We start from the raw sequence: 18,165 nt of genomic DNA on the forward strand, positions 1-18,165 counted from the left end.
AATATTGATATTATACATTTAAAGGATTATAACCTAAATAAGGAACTTTATATTCTTTAAAGACAATATCGTAAGCTTCTAATTCTTTTAAGATAGGTGTGTAAACTTCTTTAGTAATTGGTAATTGAACACCAGGAGTTTTAATTTTACCATTCAATATAGCTAAGGTTGCAATAGCAACAGGTAAACCTACTGTTTTAGACATAGCAGTATAGGTTTGGTCTTTGCCAAGTGTTACCATGGTCGCATCAATTTGATGTTTTTCTCCATTGAGCTCGTAACCAAATTTATGGTACATAACAATCATATCTTTATCGGCTTCACTAAGCGTCCAGCTATCCATTAAAATTTTCTGAAGAATTTGAGCAGGAGTTGCCTTATCTAATTCTATCATTTTTTCAGGATTAAAAATATCGAGCTCTAAAAACTTGTCCCAAACCATATCGTCTTGGTCAATTTTAAGCGCATGTCTAAATTTTAGTTCTACTGAATCTGTAGGGCTGTAGGGTAAAAAAGAATTTACAAAATCGCGATAGCTCATATTATTACTGTCATCAACAGTGTAGCTATCATCAGTCATTCCTAATTGTACAAAAACATTCCAAGCTCTACTGAAACCAACACGTCTAATAGTTCCACGATATAAGGTTTTTACATGTTCTAAACCGTAAACTTCTTGATATTTTAAAGAGTCTCTATTGGCATAACCTTCAAATCTTCCATATTCTTCAACATCTAAAAATTCCGTACGTCTAAATAAGCGATTATAAGGAATGTATTTAAATTTATCTTCCTGTAAAAACTTAGCAGCACCACCTTGTCCGGCCAGTACAACATTTCTAGGATTCCATGTAAATTTATAGTTCCATAGATTATTATCGCTTTCTGGAGCGACTAAACCACCAGTGAAAGATTCAAATAAGATCATTTTTCCGCCTTCATCTCTAATGCGGTCAATAACATGCATAGCACTCATATGATCTATACCAGGATCTACACCAATCTCATTCATAAAAATAAGATTGTTGGCTTTGGCTTCTTCATCTAAGGCTTGCATTTCTGGACTTACATAAGAGGCTGTAACCATATTCTTTTTATAAGTAATACAATCTTTAGCAACCTCGATATGAAAACGAGCAGGAAGCATTGAAATTACAATATCTGCTTTTTTTACAGCAGCAGTTCTCGATTCGGTATTAAAAACATCTAAGTGAATAACCTCTGTGTTAGGATGGGAGCCAACGAGTTTTTTAGCATTTTCTACATTAAGATCTCCTATGGTGAGGTGTAGTTTTTCTGTTTCAGAATGGTCAAGTAAATACTTTATAAGGTATGAACAAGATTTACCCGCTCCGACAATTAAAATGTTTCTCATAATGACTAAATTTGTGTTCTACGAAAATAAGGAATCGAAGAGTAATAAAAACGTAAAGCATACTTATTATGAACAAGATACTATTGATTACGGGAACCATTTTTGGGATTTTAGGTATAATTTTAGGAGCATTTGCAGCTCATGGTTTACAAAAATTAGTAGATACAGCGGCTATTCAAACTTTTGAAACCGGTGTGCGTTATCAGCTTTATCATGCTTTTTTTCTGCTCATAGTAGGAAGTACAACTATGGTGAGTTTAAAAATGAAAAAATTAATTTTTTATTTCACACTTTTCGGAGTTATATTCTTTTCTGGGTCTATTTATGGTTTGGCAACAAATACACTTTCAGCTTTCGATTTTAAATCTATTGCACTCATTACTCCTTTGGGAGGCTTATTACTTATTACTGGCTGGGTACTTTTATTAGTTGGTATAATTAGAAATAAAGGGAATTAATGGCCTCCAAATATGGTGTTTCAAAATATAATATTAGTTTTACATAACTAAATAATACTAATATTATGACAAACCATTCTCAGTTTACGAAAACGATTTCGTTAAATCAATATGGAATTAAAAACGCAAAAGTTAATTATCAATTATCGTCAGAAGAACTTCATGCTGAAACTATCTCTAAAGGTCAGGGTGTTGAGTCGTCTTCGGGAGCTCTAGGAGTTAATACTGGCGAGTTTACAGGTCGTTCACCAATGGATCGATTTATTGTGAAAGATGATATTACCAAGGACAAAATTTGGTGGGGAGATATCAATATTCCTTTCGAGAGTACTAAGTTTCAAAAGTTATATGATAAAGTGGTTGCTTATTTATCTGATAAGGAGATTTATGTGAGAGATAGTTATGCCTGTGCAGATGAAAACTACAAGCTAAACATTAGAGTTATCAATGAATATCCTTGGAGTAATATGTTTGCTTATAATATGTTTCTCCGTCCTACGGAAGATGAATTAAAAGATTTTTCACCCGAATGGACTGTTGTTAATGCACCAAGTTTTATGGCAGATCCAGAAGTTGATGGAACACGTCAGCATAACTTTGCCATTTTAGATTTTACACGTAAGATTGCCTTAATTGGAGGAACTGGTTATACAGGTGAAATTAAAAAAGGAATTTTCTCTGCCTTAAACTTTATTCTTCCTGTGTTTAAAAACACTTTACCAATGCATTGTAGTGCAAATGTTGGCAAGGAAGATGATACGGCTATTTTCTTTGGTCTATCTGGAACAGGAAAAACGACGCTTTCTACAGATCCTAATCGTAGTTTAATTGGAGATGATGAGCATGGTTGGACAGCTGAAAACTCTGTTTTTAATTTTGAAGGTGGTTGTTATGCAAAAGTGATTAATCTATCTCAAGAACAAGAACCTGAGATTTTTGCTGCGATTAAAAAAGGAGCTATTCTCGAAAATGTGATTATGGATGACAAAGGTCATGTTGATTTTGAAGATACATCCATTACACAAAATACAAGAGTAAGTTACCCAATTTACCATATAGATAACATTAGAAAACCATCAATAGGAGAAAATCCTAAAAATATATTTTTCTTAACAGCAGATGCTTTTGGTGTATTGCCTCCGATATCTAAACTAACACCAAGTCAAGCAGCTTATCATTTTATTTCTGGTTATACAGCTAAGGTTGCAGGTACAGAAGCAGGTGTTGTAGAGCCAGTGCCAAGTTTTTCAGCTTGTTTTGGAGCGCCTTTTATGCCTTTGCATCCAACGGAATATGCTAAGATGTTAAGTGAAAAAATGAAAGAAGCAGGTGTAAATGTTTGGTTGGTAAATACGGGTTGGACAGGTGGTCCTTACGGAGTAGGAACACGTATGAAATTAAAATATACACGAGCGATGATTAATGCAGCTTTAAATGGTGATTTGGGTGATTACACTTATGAGGATTACCATATCCATTCTGTTTTTGGTGTAGCACAACCAAGAAGTTGTCCTGGAGTACCAACAGAAGTGTTGAGTCCTAGAACAACATGGAACGATGATAAAGCATATTACACTATGGCATTTAAATTATCAAATGCATTTAGAGAAAACTTTAAAGAATTTGAGTCTTATGCATCAGAAGAAGTAAGACGTGGTGGCCCACAACGTTACTCGTTTTAAAAAATAACTTATATGAACTAAAAAAGCGATTCTAAATTTAGAATCGCTTTTTTTATGTTTTATAGTAATTAAACTATTTTCCTTTGTTTACAGAATCAATATATTTCTGTAATGCCATAGTCATAGAAGGTGTTTCTGGTGTTGGTGCAGAAATATCTACACGCAATCCTTTTTCTTTTACTGCCTGAACTGTGGTGTTTCCAAAAACAGCAATACGAGTTTCATTTTGCTTAAAGTCTGGAAAGTTATGAAATAAGGATTCAATGCCAGATGGGCTAAAGAACACTAATATATCATAAGTTACATTAGATAAATCAGATAAATCACTAATTACGGTTCTGTAAAAAGTAGCTTGTTTCCAATTGACTTTTAAACCATCTAATAATTCTGGAATAATAGGTTTTACTTTGTCAGTAGTTGGTAATAAAAACGATTCGTCTTTATATTTTTTAATTAAAGGTATAAGATCTTCAAATGTACGTTTCCCAACATAGATTTTACGTTTTCTATACACCACATATTTTTGTAAATAATAAGCAACAGCTTCAGACTGGCAGAAGTATTTCAATGAATCAGGAACTTTAAAACGCAATTCGTCTGCGACTCTAAAGAAATGGTCTACGGAATTTCTACTTGTAAGGATAATAGCTGTGAATTTACTTAAGTCAACTTTTTGTTGTCTCACGTCTTTAGAACATACACCTTCAACATGGATAAAGGGTCTAAAGTCTACTTTAACTTTTTGCTTTTCTTGCAGATCAAAGTATGGTGAGTTTTCTATTTTAGGCTCTGGTTGCGATACTAAAATTGTTTTCACTTTCATACGGAATGCTTGTGTTTTAAGCGTTATATTCTCTAATTAGCTTATATAAAAGAATATAAGGGCTAATTTCGAGAGCGCAAAGGTACAATAAAAAATACAAAAAATTAGGATTAATTGTTTTTTGATGAGTTTTGAATGAAGATATAAAACCAATGACGTTTACAAGGCAAACAGTTATGAATGCTGATATCAAGACGATACTAATGTTGATATCTGTATATAATAAAAACAAATTTGCTACTAAAAACAGGATTCCGGAAAAATTTTTAAATGTTGTTTTCTGAAATAAATAGTTGGTTATTAGACTGTCTATTTCAAAGAGGCTTCCAATTAAACGCTCTAATACTATTTTTGTAATGATAATAGAGAAGACTAAAAACACTAATTTTAAGAACGAAATTAATTCAAAATTTAGAGGTTCTATAAATGTAGAATAGGCGAAATAAATAAAAACACTTAATGATAATGAAAGATTTATAAATAGAAAACTATCAAATAGATCAATTTTTTTTCGCTCTTTTGAGTATATTTTAAGGTATTTAGAGTTTCCTATAACATACATAAAGTCTTTAAAGCGAAGTGAATTTAGGTATTTAGCAACAGTAATGGTAAACAATCCAATGATTGTAAAAATGGTAAACCACTCATGTGTTATATAATTTCGCATGGCGCTAAATTATAAAAAATGCGCTTAATTTAAGGTGTCCAATTCATATCTATCAAAAAAGTTAATTCCGACATTTTTTATATTAAAAACTTTATTTTTGTTAAAATTTTAAAAGGCCACGAACAAGTAGATTTAAAAGTGAGTTAATGTCAGACGCGATTGTCATCATACCAACCTATAATGAGATTGAAAATGTTGAATCAATCATTAGAACTGTGTTTTCTGAACAGAAGGATTTTCACGTTTTAATTGTTGATGATAATTCACCCGATCATACAGCTGAGACCGTTAAAAAGTTACAGCAAGAATTTAAAGATCAATTGTTTTTGTTAGAGCGTAAAGAAAAAAGTGGTTTAGGTACGGCTTATATCGCCGGATTTGAATGGGCTTTAGAAAGATCTTATCAGTATGTTTTTGAAATGGATGCTGATTTTTCACACAATCCAGATGATCTTCCAAGATTATACAAAGCATGTGCTGTTGATGGTGCAGATGTAGCCGTCGGATCTCGTTATGTAAAAGGAATTACAGTTGTAAATTGGCCTTTGTCTCGTATTCTTTTATCTTATGGAGCATCGCGTTACGTGAGATTAATAACAAGAATGAAAGTTAAGGATTCTACAGCAGGATTCATTTGTTATCATAGAACTGTTTTAGAAGCCATCAACCTTAAAAAGATAAAATTTGTTGGTTACGCTTTTCAAATTGAAATGAAATTTAAAGCGCATAAAAAAGGCTTTAAAATTGTAGAAATACCTGTTATATTTAAAGATAGAACAAAAGGAAAATCAAAAATGAGTGGAGGTATTATAACTGAAGCTATTTTTGGTGTGATTAGTTTAAAAATTAAAAGTTTATTTACGAAGTAAAAGAACATGATACAGAATACCCTTATTAAAAATGCAAGAATCGTCAACGAAGGAAAAATTGTTGAAGGAGATATTTATATTGAAAACAATATTATAAAAAAAATTGACAGTTCTATTAGTGTTAAATCTGCGGATATATTAGTAATTGATGCAGAAGGGAATTACGTTTTTCCGGGAATGATTGATGATCAAGTGCATTTTAGAGAGCCTGGATTAACACATAAAGCCAATATAGAATCAGAATCTAAAGCGGCTATTGCTGGTGGAATTACTTCTTTTATAGAGATGCCTAATACCAATCCACAAACCACAACAATAGAAAAGCTAGAAGAAAAATTTGCGATTGCAGCAAAATCATCTTACGCTAACTATTCATTTATGTTTGGTGGTACAAATGATAATTTAGACGAAATTTTAAAAGTTGATCCAAAAACAGTTGCAGGTTTAAAGTTGTTTTTAGGATCTTCTACAGGAAATATGTTGGTTGATGACCCAAAGGTGATCGAAAAAATATTTTCTAGTACAGACATGGTAATTTCTGTGCATTGCGAAGATGAAGCAACGATTAAAGAAAATTTAGCAAAATACGAAGCGCAATATGGTGATGATATTCCTATGGAATTGCATCCTGTAATTAGAAGTGAAGAGGCGTGTTATATTTCTTCTTCAAAAGCAATTGAATTGGCTAAGAAGACAGGAGCAAGATTACATGTATTTCACCTTTCAACAGGAAAAGAGACCAAATTGTTTTCAAATAAAATTCCATTAAAGGACAAAAAGATTACAGCTGAGGTTTGTGTGCATCATTTATGGTTTTCAGATGAAGATTATGCAAAAAAAGGGAGTCATATTAAATGGAATCCAGCAGTAAAAACAACTAAAGATAGAGAGCAGTTGTGGAAAGCTTTGTTAGATGACAGAATTGATGTTATTGCTACAGACCATGCACCTCATACTTTAGAAGAAAAAACTAATCCTTATACAAAAGCACCTTCTGGTGGACCTTTAGTTCAGCATGCATTAATGGCATTGATGGAAGCACATCATCAAGGTAAGATTTCTGTAGAAAAGATTGTAGAAAAAGCATGTCATAACCCCGCTATATTATTTAATGTAGAAAAAAGAGGTTATGTTAAAGAGGGGTATTTTGCTGATTTGGTTATTGTAAATCCACAAAGCCCTTGGACGGTTAATAAAAGTAATATTCTTTACAAATGTGGTTGGTCTCCTTTTGAAGGTAATACGTTTAAAAGTAGAATTACGCATACGTTTGTAAATGGGAAACTAGTTTATAACAATTTTAATGTTTTAGACGTAAAAGCAGGTGAACGATTAACTTTTGATAGATAGAATTTAAGATGTTGAAGCAAATTAGTATTATAATAATTTTAGGTGTTTTGGTTTTAGCTTGTGATGATCTTAAGCGACCAAAAAAGCCAGATAATTTAATATCTAAAGCGCAAATGTCTGATCTGTTTTATGACTTATATGTTGTTAGTGCAGCAAAAGGAGTAAATAGGAAACTTCTAGAAGAGAAAAATTTTAATCCAGAAACCTATATACTCGAAAAGTATAATTTAGATAGCACAAGATTTGCCGAAAGCAATAACTATTACGCTTTTGACCCAGAAGTATATAAAGCGATTGTAGACAAAACCAAAGAGCGATTAGAAGCAGAAAAGAAGGTTTTTGATGATTTAAGACAATTAGAAACAGATTCCATTAAAAATCGAAGAGATTCTATAAAGAATCGTAAAGACTCTATAAAGAACATAAAAGATTCAATTAATAAAGTTCCAAAAGTGATGAAGAAAAGTTTACTTAAAATGGATACTATTAAAAAGGTGATAGATACAACAGTTATTACTAAAAATTAATGACTGTTAGTATCTTTAATAAATAATTCGCTGACTTCTTCAATACTTTTATCTATTGATTTGAATTCAAAACCCAAAGTGTCTTTTATTTTTGAAGCATTATAATTAGTAATACTTACAGCAGATTTTGAAGTTTGCTTAGAAAGCGTTCTAGGTCTGCCTAAAATTGAGTGTGTTAACCAATCTAATCGCCATGCAATTGCTAATAACCAAGGTTTAGCTTCTTTGCTTGGTGGTTTAACTTTTAAAGCATTTGCTGTTTTTGTAAAAAAAGATTTAAAACTTAAACTTTCTGAGACTAAAATAAAACTTTCATTTTTTATAGGACTCTCCATAAGTTTCTTCATGGCATTTACAACATCCCAAACATCAACATAACCGGTAACTCCTTTGGTATAAAAAGGCATGCCTTTATAAATACGTTTAAATAAATTACCACTACTGCCACCATTCCAATAACCAGCTCCTAATACAATTCCTGGGTTAACAATTACAGCATCTAAACCTTCTTGTGTACCGCGCCATACTTCTAGTTCTGCACCATATTTTGTAATGGCATAAATGGAGTTGTCGTCTTCTCGGGTCCATTCGGTTTTTTCATCAATAAGTTTTTCGGGATTGTTATGCTGTCCAACAGCAGCAATAGAACTGACGTAGCATAGTTTTTTTACTTTATGAGTTATACACAGATTAACAATGTTTGCAGTGCCTTTTATATTTATTGTTCTTAATAATTTATATTGATGAGGTTCAAACGATACAATAGCAGCACAATGATATACGTATGTAATGTTTTTAAACGCATCTTGAAGTTGAGGAATATTGTTTATATCAGCCTCTATCCATTCAATTTTATTAAATAGAGCTTCACCATTATCCGAAAAATAAGAGAAAACATGTTTTACACGTTCTAAAGTTTTTTCATTTCTATAAGTTGCACGTATCGGTTGATCACTTTTCAAAAGTTGAAAAAGTAAATGCGAACCAACCAAACCTGTACCTCCTGTGACTAAAACCATAAGGCAAAGTTACATTAATTTCAGACTTTTATTATGAGGCATTTTTTGTTTTAAAGATTTTACTTCTAATAAATATGAAGAAGTAAATTGGGTTAAAATTGTCTTTTGTCTTTAAGTGTGGAAACTTATCTTTGTGCAAATCAATTTTGAAAGAAAAAAGCAATGGCAAATAAATTTGTAGAAGAGTTACGTTGGAGAGGAATGGTACATGATATGATGCCAGGAACGGAAGAGCAATTAGATAAAGAAATGACCACGGCTTATATTGGTTTTGATCCGACATCAGATTCGTTACATATCGGAAGTTTAGTGCCAATAATTTTGTTGGTTCATTTAGAAAAAGCAGGTCACAAACCTGTGGCTTTAGTAGGAGGTGCTACGGGTATGATTGGTGATCCTTCAGGGAAAAGTGACGAAAGAAACTTGTTAGATGAAGTAGCTTTAGCTCACAATGTAGCAGGAATAAAAAGTGTATTATCTCGTTTTTTAGATTTTAATTCAACAAATGATAATGCTCCGGTTTTAGTAAATAACTACGATTGGATGAAAAACTTTAGTTTCATTGATTTTGCTCGTGATGTTGGTAAACGTATCACAGTAAACTACATGATGGCTAAAGATTCTGTAAAGAAACGTTTAAGTGGTGACGAAGGTAATGTTGGAATGTCTTTTACAGAGTTTACCTACCAATTAATTCAGGGTTACGATTTTCATCATTTGTACAAAACTATGGGTTGTAAATTACAAATGGGAGGAAGTGACCAATGGGGAAACATAACTACAGGTACTGAATTAGTGAGACGTATGCATGATGGTGAAGACCAGGCAAAGGCATATGCTATGACTTGTCCTTTAATTACAAAGGCAGATGGTTCTAAATTTGGTAAAAGTGAAGGTGGAAATGTTTGGTTAGATACCGATAAAACTAGCGTATATAAATTTTACCAATTTTGGTTGAATACTACAGATGCAGACGCTGAAAAATATATTAAGATTTTTACATTCTTAGATAAAGAAACTATTGAAAATTTAATTGCAGAACACAATGAAGATCCTGGGTTTAGAGCATTGCAGAAACGTTTGGCAGAAGAAGTTACTGTTTTTGTACACAGTAGAGAGGATTATGATAATGCAGTAAAAGCTTCTAAAATATTGTTTAGTAAAGATTTTAAAAATGAAATTAAACAATTGTCTGAATCTTTATTTTTAGATGTTTTTGAAGGTGTAAAACATGCTCAGATTTCTATTGCTGAATTTAATGAAGGACTAGATATGATTGGTGCTTTGGCAGCAAAAACTGAGTTTTTAAGTTCTAATGGAGATGCTAGACGTGCTTTAAAAGAAAATGCAGTAGCAGTTAATAAAGTTAAAGTAAAAGAAGATTATATGTTATCGTCTGAAGATTTAATTCACGATAAATATATTATCTTGAGTAGAGGTAAGAAAACGAACTTTATTTTAGAAGTGATTTAAGAAAAAATAAATTCAACATTTTATAAGATCTCATTGGTTTCATAATCAATGAGATTTTTTTTATATAAAAAATGCTCAATATTTCTATTGAGCATTTTAATCAATCAATCAATCAATCAATTCATGAAAATCTTACTTTTTCATAGCTATACTTAAGTCGTAGCCAAATTTAATTCCTTACAAGGCCATTAAGTTACAACCTCTAATATCTGAATTATCAAAGCGACCAATGATTTCAAACTGTTTATTATCAAAGGTTTTGCCTAAATCTTGAGTAGCAATAAAAGAACAAGAATTTTTATTTGCGAGGTCAATAACATTAATACCTCCCGTTTTATTTGGGGTTTGTATAGTTAATGCATCTTCAGTATCTCGTGTTAATATTTTCATCCACGGCGGACATTCAAAAACACCATTACCTTTAGAATATGCCTGACTCAATAATTCAGTCATTCCATATTCACTATGTATTTCAGAGACTCCAAATCCTGTTTGTAGAATTTGATGGAGTTCTTGTCTAATAATTTCTTTTCGTCTGCCTTTCATACCACCTGTTTCCATTATAGTGGTGTGTTTTAGGTTCAGTTGGTATTGCTCCACCAAATCGAGTAGAGCAAAAGAAACACCAATTAATAATGTTTTTTGTTTCTTGGCTTCTAATGTTTTTAATGTTTCGGCTAATTCTTCAAGATTGTTGAGGTAAAATCCACTTTCTGGTTGTTTAGATTTCTCTATTAAATCATTCACCATATAAATCAAAGAAGATCCGTCACGTTCTAAATAAGATGGTAATAAAGCTAAAACCACATAATCTTCTATATTGCCATAAAAGTGTTTAAAAGCATTGAGGTAACTCTCTTCATAGAGTTTTATGTCTGTTACCAAATGTTTACTTGTTATACTTCCTGTTGTTCCCGAGCTTGAAAATGTTTTTTCTATAGGTTCTGAAGAACTTACAACCTCTCGAGATTTAAAAAACTCAATCGGTAAAAAAGGAATATCAGTAATTTTTTTTACATCTGCAGGATGCTTGTATAGTAAGTCGCAAAACGAACGGTATACTTTATTGTTTTGAAACTGAAATTTAAAAACTTCTAAAGCTATAGTTTCAAACTCAGCATCAGATTTTATATTAAAAATGTCGTCTTTAGATATCATATTGCAAAAGTATGGAAAATAAAAAAGCGTAGCTCAAATTTTTGAGCTACGCTTTAATAAAAATGTATTAAGAATTATGCTTACTTAATTACTAATTTCTTAGTTGTAGTCGCATTGTTCTGAGTGATTTTTACGATGTAAATACCAGACTTTAAGTTAGAAACATTTAACGTGTTGTTTGTTAAAGTTTCGTTTTTAACTTGCTTACCTAAGACATCAAATACTTGAACAGAAATTGCCTCACTGTTAGTAGAAGAAATATTTACTATCCCAGAAGTTATAGGGTTAGGGTAAACTGAAAATGCGTTTCTATTAACGTTAGTTAATGATAATGTGCTTGGTGTAACATCTGCCCAAGATGTTCCAATACGTAATTCATCAAAAATCATAGCTGGTGTTTCACCCGTAGAATCTTGTCTTAAAGCAAAAGTATCTATAATTGAACTTGGTGAAGTATCTGTATCTGTTAATGTTGCTGTTGGTGCAGAACCACCGAAATCAGTACTAGCAGGATTGATCCATCCATTAATAGCACCAGTTTGAATATTATAGCTCATAACGATTAAAACATCATCACCAACATTGTATTTAGTTGTAGAAAAGTTTTCTCCAGTACTGCTATTTGTTAGAGCAATGTCATAAGTAGTTCCAACAGGATCAGTATCTGGGTGAATCCAAAGTCTAGCATCAAAATCACCTAATATAACAACATAACCACCATCTGTAGTGTCAGTGATGTTAGATAAATCGCTAACATTGATAATAAATGAAGCAAATACATCTCCTGAAGTTACAGGTGTAAATGTAAGCTCAGAATCAATAGCACCTCCTTCTAAGAAAACAGATTCACCAGTAGAGGCTACTAAACCAGTGTAAGATAAGCTACCAGAAACAACGTCTATAGGATTTGTTGATCCGCTAAAATTATTCCAATTTGCTTCAGTTCCAAGGTCATTTCCAACGGTGTAATCAAAACCTTCATAAAGTGGTAATGTATTTGAAGGTAAACATTCAGGACTAGTTACTGTGCTACTTAAATCACAAAGTGCACCATCTACAACAGAAATCATTACATCAGTTCCTTCAGCAACACCAGTTACTGTTATTGTTCCTGTTGCATCAGTAGAAGGATCTCCAGCAGAAAAATCAACCGTACCAGAATTAGCAGTTACAGTGTAAGATGCTGTTCCACCACCAGAAAAATCAACGGTAGCAGTGTAAGTATCTGTACCAGGAGTGAACGCGTCACATACGGCAGAAGTAGAACTTAAACTTAATGCACAAACCGCAGCATCGTTAAAGTCTCTAAAAGTAACAGCTTTAGTATTGAAAGCAGTTCCTGCAGCATTCAGCTGAAGAGATTCAGTATCTTTAGCACCGTTAAGGTCTTCGTCATATTGTACTGTTTCGCCTAAACCTGTTAACAACTCAGCGTCATCACCATCACTTGTTCCGTAAACGATAGCATCGATAAGGTTAGTCATTGTTGGTGCTGTTCCATTAGGAAAGTTAGCAATATCATCTTGATAAATTGCAATAGCATCTGCACCATTTTGGATGTATCCAGATCCTCCAGGAGGTAAGTCAATATCACTTCCAGAAACAAGACTCGTGTTTGCTAAAATAAAAAAGCCATTAGCATCAGTAGTTTTTCCATCTAAACTCCAAGCGCCATAACTAGAATCATTTCCTCCATTAAAAAAAACAACAATATAGCCGTCTAACGATGTGTTAGGTGCCGCCTTTAATTCTACAAATTCAGCAGTATCTGAACCTGGTGTATCTACATCAATTTCATTTATAACAACTTGCGCAAAAGAGCTCGCCGCTGTAAATAGAAGAGTAAATAATAAAAAGTAAATTTTTTTCATAATTTAATTGTATAAAAGTTAGACAACAAATATAATAACAAATAGTGAGTTTTAAGAATCAGAGTCATTAATAGTTGTCATTTTACAATTACTTAACATCATTAAAATCAGGTGCTTCTTAACGTCAATGACTTATAAATCTAATGTTAGCGAATTGTTATCAATTTTGTATATTTATTATCTTAATGTAGTTATGCTATATATTTGTCCAACTAAAAAGCTCTTGAATTTTGAAAAAAAAAAATATTAAAATATTATTGGTAGATGATGAGCCAGATATTTTAGAGATAGTAGGTTATAATTTATCTGCAGAAGGCTACCAAGTTTTTACTGGTGAAAATGGTATTGAAGCCGTTGAGAAAGCTAAAAAACATAAACCGCATTTAATTATTTTAGATGTGATGATGCCAGAAATGGATGGTATTGAAGCTTGTGAGCGTATTAGAGAACAGTCTGATTTAAACGAAACAATAATTACATTTTTAACAGCAAGAGGGGAAGACTATTCTCAAGTTGCTGGTTTTGATGCCGGAGCTGATGATTATATAGCTAAGCCTATTAAACCAAAAGTTTTAGTGAGTAAAGTAAAAGCATTATTAAGGAGACTTAAAGATGTTGACGCGGCAACGGATGCTATAGTTACGATAGGTGATTTAGTAATCTATAAAGATGAATATAAAATTACCAATAAAGGCGAAGAAATTACATTACCAAGAAAAGAGTTTGAATTATTATCTTTGCTAGCAACTAAGCCAGGTAAAGTATTTAAACGCGATGAAATTTTAGACAGAGTATGGGGAAATGAAGTTGTAGTCGGAGGACGAACAATTGATGTCCATATTAGAAAGCTTCGTGAAAAAATTGGGGACAAATCCTTTAAAACCGTAAAAGGTGTAGGCTACAAGTTTGTGGACTAATGCGGAAAAATAACATAAAAAAAACTTATAAATTTGCTTTTAGAACATCGTTATACGTAACGATGTTCACTACATGTCTTGTGGTTATGTTTTTGTATTACAACCATACATTTAGTTGGGAAGTTATATTTTTTCCACTGATTTGTTTTCCGCTTTGCTTTTCAATTATTCAATATCGTGTAGAACATTTTATTTATCGTCGCGTAAAAAAAATATATGACGATATTACACTTTTAGAATCTACCAATTTAAGGCAACAACCCATAACCACAGATATGGGAACCTTAACACGAGAAATTGATAAATACGCAAGGAGTAAAAAGATTGAAATTGAAACTCTAAAAGTTAGAGAAGAATACAGAAAGGAGTACATGGGTAATGTTTCTCATGAACTTAAAACACCATTATTTACCGTTCAGGGTTATATTCTTACGCTTTTAGATGGAGCTAAAGACGATGAGAAAATTAGAGACAAGTATTTAGCTAGAGCAAGTGCAGGTGTTGAGCGTCTTATTTATATCATAAAAGATTTAGATATGATTAGTAAGCTAGAAGTAGGAGATCTAAGTCTTAACAAAGAAGATTTTGATATTGTAGAGTTGATAAAAAGTGTATTTGATCTTTTTGAGATGAAAGCTTCAAAAAAGAAAATTACACTAACTTTCGATATAGATTATAAAGAACCTATTATGGTTTATGGAGATGTAGAGCGTATTCAACAAGTTCTTACAAACCTAATCGTAAACTCTATTAAATACGGAAGAGATAAAGGAACGACTGAAGTTAGTATAGAAAATCTTATTAAAAACAAAGCTATTATCAGAGTAACGGATAATGGTGAAGGGATTTCTAAACAAAATATTCCACGTTTATTTGAACGTTTCTATCGTGTAGATAAAAGTGGTTCTCGTAAAGAAGGAGGTTCTGGTTTAGGTCTCGCTATTGTGAAGCATATTATTGAAGCACATGAAGAGAAAATCTATATAGAAAGTGAACTTGGTGTGGGAAGTGAATTTTCTTTTACGCTCGAAAAATCTCAAACAGTTCATTAAAATCCACTTCAGATTCTATAGAGTTAAAACCACAGTAATCTTTAGCTTTATCTAACATTTCAATTTTAAATTTATCCTGTTTACAACACGGAACAATGCCTTCAGAGTCTAGTTTTTTAGCTAAATACATTTGTTCAAACTGTCCAGGTGTTGGTATAAAGAAGGCTTTCTTTTCAAGTTTAGCTAAATCCATAATGGTGGTGTAACCAGATCTACTTAGTATCAGTTCGCTTTCGTTTATAGCAATTTCAAGCGCTTTACTTGTCATGAAATTACAGATTGTTATGTTGTCTTCAATTGCTATCTGCTGCTTTGTCTCAACCTGTCCTTTAATAAATAAGACTTGCCCTTTATAAGATTTTAATTGTTTTAATAATTTTTCTTCAAGATAGGTGCGTTGCGGTTCTGGTCCAGATAATAATACAAGGAGTCGGTATTTTATTTCTAAATCCAGTTTTTTAAATCGTGTTAAAGGACCTAAATATTTTACAGCTGTTGTGTAAGATTCAGCGTGCCCTAAGTTCCCACTTAAGTTTTTTGTTCCGCTATGATCAGGAACCCAACACGCATCAAATTTAGATATTATTTTTTGATGTAATTTACTACTAAGCCAAGTTGTATTTCCGCTTAATACGCGTAATTGATGCGTAATAAAAACAGAAGGAATATTTTTATGTCTTGCACCAAAGCGATTGTCAGAGATGATCCCAATAATTTGTTCTGTTTCAATTATTTTCTCTATCGCTTTTTTTTCTTTTTTAATAGTTTTTAAAAGATGCGGTGAGTCTTTTATAAGTTTTAATTTAAAACTATTTGCTTTCTTGGCGTAGGTGATGTTGTAAGAAGGTAATTCTATCGCTTTTAGATTAGGGAATTCTTTTTTTAATAATTCTAAAGCAAAACCATCACTAGCTATAATAGGTTCAAAATTATGAGCTATTAGTTTATTTATAATAGGAATACATCTGGTAGCGTGGCCTAAACCCCAATTTAACGGAGCGACTAAAATGCGTTTTCTGTGGGTTATCGATTCCAAATGTTATATTATTTTTACAGATCAATGTGTTAAACAAAGATAAACCTAAAATGTTTCCTTAATTTTACCAAATTATTAATATTGAAGACAAACTAAAATAGCTGTGGGAAGTAAAAATAAACTTAAACGCTTTAGAGAAAATGAAACCTTTCATAATGTATATCAACCTTCTAGAGAAGAGTTAGTTGATGCTACTTATAAATTAAAAGGTAAATGGAGATCAGAGGTCTTTAAAAATGATAACCCTTTAGTTTTAGAATTAGGTTGTGGTAAAGGAGAATATACTGTTGGTTTAGCAAAACGATACCCAAATAAAAACTTTATTGGTATAGATATAAAGGGAGCTCGTTTTTGGCGTGGTGCAAAAACGGCTATTGAAGAAGATATTCCTAATGTTGCTTTTATTAGAACACAGATAGAACTTGTTGAATATGTTTTTGAAGAAAATGAAGTCGATGAAATTTGGATTACTTTTCCAGATCCACAGATTAAATACAAGCGAACCAAGCATAGAATGACTAACTTGAGCTTTTTAGAGCGCTACAAAAAAGTCCTAAAAGAAGATGGTTTAATGCATCTTAAAACAGATAGTGAGTTTATGCACGGTTATACACTTGGTTTGTTGCATGGTGCTAATCACGAAGTTTTATATGCTAATCATGATGTGTATAGACAAGAGGGAAGTCCGGAAGAAGTTACTGAAATTCAAACATTTTACGAAAATCAGTATTTAGAGAAAGACAAAGCGATTACATACATCAGATTCAAAATCAAATAAATTTGGATATAACCTTCATTTTTTTTCTTGGATTCTTTGTGGCGCTCATAGGGATTGTTCCGCCAGGATTGTTAAACATGACCGCTGCTAGAATTAGCCTAAAGGAAGGTGCAAGTCGTGGTATTATGTTTTCTACAGGGGTTTGTATAGTTGTTTTTATTCAAACTTATGCAGCTTCTATTTTTGCTCGATATTTGTCTAATCACCCAGATATCATTGCTATACTTAAGCGGGTCGCTTTTGTAATATTTGTTCTAATTACTATTTATTTTTTGCTTTTAGCTTCAAAAGAAGGAGAGCCTAAAAAGAAGAAAGAAAGAAAGAGTAAACATGGTAGATTATTACATGGTATGTTATTGTCTAGCCTTAATGTGTTTCCTATTCCTTACCAAGCATATATGACCATCACTTTGGTGTCTTTTGGCTGGATGAGTTTTGAAAAAACATGTATCCTTACCTATGTCACAGGTGCCGCAACAGGGACTTTTGTTATGTTATACTTCTATATTTTCTTTTTTGATAAAATTAAAGATCGAAAATTCACGTCTCAAAAAAGCATGAATTTAAGTATTGGTATCATCACAGGACTTATTGCATTAGTAACTCTTTTTAATATTTTAAAAGATTTTTAAAGTAGTATTAATCATGATTTCTGTTGAGGTTATTTTGAATGCAATCCATAAGAACAAATGAAACCAGAAACTCTTAGTTTTTTTGAAAAAGTTTATGAAGTTGCTCAAAAAATTCCTTACGGAAAAGTAACGAGTTACGGAGCAATAGCAAAGTATTTAGGTGCTGCTAAAAGTGCCAGGATTGTTGGTTATGCTATGAATGCTTCTCATAATAAAGATGTACCAGCGCACCGTGTTGTAAATAGAAAAGGGCTTTTAACGGGTAAACATCATTTTGAAGGGACTAATCTAATGCAGCAGCTTTTAGAAAATGAAGGTGTTGAGGTTATCGAAAATCAGATTCAAAATTTAGAATCTATTTATTGGGATCCAGCAAAAGAGCTTTAAGATTCTTTTTTAATACGTTAGAATTACTTCATCTTATATAAACGCATTTATTTATGGATTAATCGGTTCTTAATATCTTTTTTAGAACGAT

18 protein-coding genes are annotated in these 18,165 nt (G+C 32.1%); 11 read left to right on the plus strand and 7 right to left on the minus strand.

Annotated features, from left to right (window positions below; all coding sequences use genetic code 11):
* Nucleotides 1-10: 10 nt before the first annotated feature.
* Entirely contained in the window at nucleotides 11-1,375 is a 1,365-nt protein-coding gene (locus H0I32_RS09410) for a saccharopine dehydrogenase family protein (RefSeq protein WP_179313547.1), read from the minus strand.
* 68 nt (nucleotides 1,376-1,443) lie between these two features.
* Here H0I32_RS09410 and H0I32_RS09415 point away from each other — a divergent pair, with 68 nt between their 5' ends.
* Nucleotides 1,444-1,833 carry a DUF423 domain-containing protein gene (locus H0I32_RS09415; protein ID WP_179313546.1) on the plus strand — a complete coding sequence of 130 codons (390 nt, stop codon included), beginning with the start codon at nucleotides 1,444-1,446 and terminating at the stop codon, nucleotides 1,831-1,833.
* 65 nt (nucleotides 1,834-1,898) lie between these two features.
* Nucleotides 1,899-3,515 carry a phosphoenolpyruvate carboxykinase (ATP) gene (pckA, locus tag H0I32_RS09420; RefSeq protein ID WP_179313545.1) on the plus strand — a complete coding sequence of 539 codons (1,617 nt, stop codon included), beginning with the start codon at nucleotides 1,899-1,901 and terminating at the stop codon, nucleotides 3,513-3,515.
* Nucleotides 3,516-3,588: 73 nt separating this feature from the next.
* On the opposite strand, the gene H0I32_RS09425 is transcribed toward pckA, so the two are convergent.
* Nucleotides 3,589-4,338: a uroporphyrinogen-III synthase gene (locus H0I32_RS09425; protein ID WP_173586245.1), complete on the minus strand. Its 750-nt coding sequence runs from the start codon at nucleotides 4,336-4,338 to the stop codon at nucleotides 3,589-3,591.
* Between the two features lie 16 nt (nucleotides 4,339-4,354).
* Nucleotides 4,355-5,005 carry a DUF4271 domain-containing protein gene (locus tag H0I32_RS09430; RefSeq protein ID WP_179313544.1) on the minus strand — a complete coding sequence of 217 codons (651 nt, stop codon included), beginning with the start codon at nucleotides 5,003-5,005 and terminating at the stop codon, nucleotides 4,355-4,357.
* Between the two features lie 146 nt (nucleotides 5,006-5,151).
* Between H0I32_RS09430 and H0I32_RS09435 the strand changes: the two genes are divergently transcribed.
* The 3 genes from H0I32_RS09435 to H0I32_RS09445 are packed head-to-tail and all read left to right on the plus strand — an operon-like array spanning nucleotide 5,152 to nucleotide 7,751.
* A complete protein-coding gene (locus H0I32_RS09435; RefSeq protein WP_173586247.1) occupies nucleotides 5,152-5,874 on the plus strand; it encodes a polyprenol monophosphomannose synthase in 723 nt (240 codons plus the stop codon).
* A gap of 9 nt (nucleotides 5,875-5,883) precedes the next feature.
* Entirely contained in the window at nucleotides 5,884-7,224 is a 1,341-nt protein-coding gene (locus H0I32_RS09440; RefSeq protein ID WP_394366307.1) for a dihydroorotase, read from the plus strand.
* 8 nt (nucleotides 7,225-7,232) lie between these two features.
* The gene (locus tag H0I32_RS09445) at nucleotides 7,233-7,751 is read left to right on the plus strand and encodes a DUF4296 domain-containing protein (RefSeq protein ID WP_179313542.1); all 519 of its coding nucleotides are present in this window, start codon (nucleotides 7,233-7,235) and stop codon (nucleotides 7,749-7,751) included.
* On the opposite strand, the gene H0I32_RS09450 is transcribed toward H0I32_RS09445, so the two are convergent.
* Nucleotides 7,748-8,770, minus strand: coding sequence for an NAD-dependent epimerase/dehydratase family protein (locus tag H0I32_RS09450; RefSeq protein WP_179313541.1), 1,023 nt, complete (start codon nucleotides 8,768-8,770; stop codon nucleotides 7,748-7,750). The genes H0I32_RS09445 and H0I32_RS09450 overlap by 4 nt on opposite strands.
* A 162-nt stretch (nucleotides 8,771-8,932) precedes the next feature.
* On the opposite strand from H0I32_RS09450, the gene tyrS reads away from it, so the two are divergent.
* On the plus strand, nucleotides 8,933-10,243 hold the full coding sequence (tyrS, locus tag H0I32_RS09455; protein ID WP_173586251.1) for a tyrosine--tRNA ligase: 1,311 nt from the start codon (nucleotides 8,933-8,935) through the stop codon (nucleotides 10,241-10,243).
* Nucleotides 10,244-10,420: 177 nt separating this feature from the next.
* Here the strand turns inward: tyrS and H0I32_RS09460 are convergent, their stop codons facing one another.
* Together H0I32_RS09460 and H0I32_RS09465 are read right to left on the minus strand one after the other, a co-directional pair.
* Nucleotides 10,421-11,401: an acyl transferase gene (locus H0I32_RS09460; protein WP_179313540.1), complete on the minus strand. Its 981-nt coding sequence runs from the start codon at nucleotides 11,399-11,401 to the stop codon at nucleotides 10,421-10,423.
* Between the two features lie 80 nt (nucleotides 11,402-11,481).
* A complete protein-coding gene (locus tag H0I32_RS09465; protein ID WP_179313539.1) occupies nucleotides 11,482-13,272 on the minus strand; it encodes a T9SS type A sorting domain-containing protein in 1,791 nt (596 codons plus the stop codon).
* Nucleotides 13,273-13,502: 230 nt separating this feature from the next.
* Between H0I32_RS09465 and H0I32_RS09470 the strand changes: the two genes are divergently transcribed.
* Nucleotides 13,503-14,189 (plus strand): response regulator transcription factor, encoded by a 687-nt coding sequence (locus H0I32_RS09470; RefSeq protein ID WP_179313538.1) that lies wholly within the window; start codon nucleotides 13,503-13,505, stop codon nucleotides 14,187-14,189.
* The gene (locus tag H0I32_RS09475; RefSeq protein ID WP_173586255.1) at nucleotides 14,189-15,241 is read left to right on the plus strand and encodes a sensor histidine kinase; all 1,053 of its coding nucleotides are present in this window, start codon (nucleotides 14,189-14,191) and stop codon (nucleotides 15,239-15,241) included. Before H0I32_RS09470 ends, H0I32_RS09475 begins: the two co-directional genes overlap by 1 nt.
* Here the strand turns inward: H0I32_RS09475 and H0I32_RS09480 are convergent.
* The gene (locus H0I32_RS09480) at nucleotides 15,210-16,277 is read right to left on the minus strand and encodes a glycosyltransferase (protein ID WP_218841344.1); all 1,068 of its coding nucleotides are present in this window, start codon (nucleotides 16,275-16,277) and stop codon (nucleotides 15,210-15,212) included. The two genes, H0I32_RS09475 and H0I32_RS09480, sit on opposite strands and share 32 nt — an antisense overlap.
* A gap of 103 nt (nucleotides 16,278-16,380) precedes the next feature.
* Between H0I32_RS09480 and trmB the strand changes: the two genes are divergently transcribed.
* Genes trmB through H0I32_RS09495 form a run of 3 tightly spaced genes read left to right on the plus strand, consistent with a single transcriptional unit; the run spans nucleotide 16,381 to nucleotide 18,074 of the window.
* Nucleotides 16,381-17,055 carry a tRNA (guanosine(46)-N7)-methyltransferase TrmB gene (trmB, locus tag H0I32_RS09485; RefSeq protein ID WP_179313537.1) on the plus strand — a complete coding sequence of 225 codons (675 nt, stop codon included), beginning with the start codon at nucleotides 16,381-16,383 and terminating at the stop codon, nucleotides 17,053-17,055.
* 2 nt (nucleotides 17,056-17,057) lie between these two features.
* Nucleotides 17,058-17,687, plus strand: a complete 630-nt coding sequence (locus H0I32_RS09490; protein ID WP_173586257.1) for a LysE family transporter — start codon at nucleotides 17,058-17,060, stop codon at nucleotides 17,685-17,687.
* 57 nt (nucleotides 17,688-17,744) lie between these two features.
* A complete protein-coding gene (locus tag H0I32_RS09495) occupies nucleotides 17,745-18,074 on the plus strand; it encodes an MGMT family protein (RefSeq protein ID WP_179313536.1) in 330 nt (109 codons plus the stop codon).
* Nucleotides 18,075-18,165 lie beyond the last annotated feature (91 nt).

It is taken from the genome of Winogradskyella sp. HaHa_3_26 (assembly GCF_019278425.1).
In the GTDB taxonomy this organism is placed as follows: Bacteria; Bacteroidota; Bacteroidia; order Flavobacteriales; family Flavobacteriaceae; genus Winogradskyella; species Winogradskyella undariae.

What these genes read in the sequence shown, in the direction of transcription:
- H0I32_RS09410 (WP_179313547.1), bottom strand. Translation starts at nt 1,375, where the DNA reads ATGAGAAACATTTTAATTGTCGGAGCGGGTAAATCTTGTTCATACCTT.
- H0I32_RS09415 (WP_179313546.1), top strand. Translation starts at nt 1,444, where the DNA reads ATGAACAAGATACTATTGATTACGGGAACCATTTTTGGGATTTTAGGT.
- pckA (WP_179313545.1), top strand. Translation starts at nt 1,899, where the DNA reads ATGACAAACCATTCTCAGTTTACGAAAACGATTTCGTTAAATCAATAT.
- H0I32_RS09425 (WP_173586245.1), bottom strand. Translation starts at nt 4,338, where the DNA reads ATGAAAGTGAAAACAATTTTAGTATCGCAACCAGAGCCTAAAATAGAA.
- H0I32_RS09430 (WP_179313544.1), bottom strand. Translation starts at nt 5,005, where the DNA reads ATGCGAAATTATATAACACATGAGTGGTTTACCATTTTTACAATCATT.
- H0I32_RS09435 (WP_173586247.1), top strand. Translation starts at nt 5,152, where the DNA reads ATGTCAGACGCGATTGTCATCATACCAACCTATAATGAGATTGAAAAT.
- H0I32_RS09445 (WP_179313542.1), top strand. Translation starts at nt 7,233, where the DNA reads ATGTTGAAGCAAATTAGTATTATAATAATTTTAGGTGTTTTGGTTTTA.
- H0I32_RS09450 (WP_179313541.1), bottom strand. Translation starts at nt 8,770, where the DNA reads ATGGTTTTAGTCACAGGAGGTACAGGTTTGGTTGGTTCGCATTTACTT.
- tyrS (WP_173586251.1), top strand. Translation starts at nt 8,933, where the DNA reads ATGGCAAATAAATTTGTAGAAGAGTTACGTTGGAGAGGAATGGTACAT.
- H0I32_RS09460 (WP_179313540.1), bottom strand. Translation starts at nt 11,401, where the DNA reads ATGATATCTAAAGACGACATTTTTAATATAAAATCTGATGCTGAGTTT.
- H0I32_RS09465 (WP_179313539.1), bottom strand. Translation starts at nt 13,272, where the DNA reads ATGAAAAAAATTTACTTTTTATTATTTACTCTTCTATTTACAGCGGCG.
- H0I32_RS09475 (WP_173586255.1), top strand. Translation starts at nt 14,189, where the DNA reads ATGCGGAAAAATAACATAAAAAAAACTTATAAATTTGCTTTTAGAACA.
- H0I32_RS09495 (WP_179313536.1), top strand. Translation starts at nt 17,745, where the DNA reads ATGAAACCAGAAACTCTTAGTTTTTTTGAAAAAGTTTATGAAGTTGCT.